This is a genomic window from Streptomyces sp. NPDC003077 (assembly GCF_040611095.1).
Taxonomy (GTDB): Bacteria; Actinomycetota; Actinomycetes; order Streptomycetales; family Streptomycetaceae; genus Streptomyces.
Genome location: NZ_JBEXNM010000147.1, coordinates 1 through 1,331, shown reverse-complemented (window position 1 = coordinate 1,331; position 1,331 = coordinate 1). Strand labels below are relative to the sequence as shown.

Sequence of the window (1,331 nt, the reverse complement as noted above, 5' to 3'; positions counted from 1 at the left end):
TTTTTGGACTTACAACTCTGCGTGCTCCGGGGTTGTGGGGGTGGCCCGCCCCCACGCGTGGGGGCGCGGACCGTCCCTGTCAATGTCACGTACGTCTCGTATTGGAGGTAGGGTCGGAGGCGGTCGGGGACATCCCAATACAGCTCGCCGGTATCTGCACAGACCGGCGTACCAACGAGGAGATCGGTTCGTGACGATCCGCGTAGGCATCAACGGATTCGGCCGCATTGGTCGTAACTACTTCCGCGCGCTCCTGGAGCAGGGCGCGGACATCGAGATCGTCGGTGTCAACGACCTGACCGACAACGCCACCCTGGTTCACCTGCTGAAGTACGACACCATCCTGGGTCGCCTGAAGCAGGATGTCAGCCACACCGACGACACCATCACGGTCGGCGACATGACGTTCAAGACGATGGCCGAGCGCGACCCGGCGAACCTGCCCTGGGGCGAGCTGGGTGCCGACATCGTCATCGAGTCCACCGGCATCTTCACCAAGAAGGCCGACGCCGAGAAGCACATCGCGGCCGGCGCCAAGAAGGTCCTGATCTCCGCGCCCGCCAAGGACGAGGACATCACGATCGTGATGGGCGTCAACCAGGACAAGTACGACGCGGCCAACCACCACGTCATCTCCAACGCCTCCTGCACCACCAACTGCGTGGCGCCGATGGCCAAGGTTCTGGACGAGCACTTCGGCATCGTCAAGGGCCTGATGACGACGGTCCACGCGTACACCAACGACCAGCGCATCCTGGACTTCCCGCACAAGGACCTGCGCCGCGCCCGCGCCGCCGCGGAGAACATCATCCCGACCACCACCGGTGCCGCCAAGGCCACCGCCCTGGTCCTCCCGCAGCTCAAGGGCAAGCTGGACGGCATCGCCATGCGCGTCCCGGTCCCCACCGGCTCCGTGACCGACCTGGTCGTCGAGCTGGACCGCGAGGTCACCAAGGAAGAGATCAACGAGGCCTTCCAGAAGGCGGCCGAGGGCCAGCTCAAGGGCATCCTGGAGTACACCGAGGACCCGATCGTCTCCTCGGACATCGTCAACTGGCCCGCCTCCTGCACCTTCGACTCCTCCCTGACCATGGCGCAGGGCAAGAGCGTTAAGGTCATCGGCTGGTACGACAACGAGTGGGGCTACTCCAACCGCCTGGTGGACCTGACCACCTTCGTCGGCGGCCAGCTCTGACCGTTGTCGCCTGACCCAAGGCACCGCGAGATGTGAGGGAAGGGGGTGGTAACGCGCCCCCGGGCCGCCGGACGGCCCCCACCCAAAAACCAACACGCAAAACGATTAACAACAATAATAAGATAGAAGACCATTA

At 64.0% G+C, this 1,331-nt stretch carries 1 protein-coding gene; it reads left to right on the top strand.

The window, feature by feature from the left end; translation table 11 throughout:
* The first annotated feature begins 190 nt into the window (after positions 1 to 190).
* On the top strand, positions 191 to 1,195 hold the full coding sequence (gene gap / locus ABZX96_RS38020; RefSeq protein ID WP_355554263.1) for a type I glyceraldehyde-3-phosphate dehydrogenase: 1,005 nt from the start codon (positions 191 to 193) through the stop codon (positions 1,193 to 1,195).
* Positions 1,196 to 1,331: the final 136 nt, after the last annotated feature.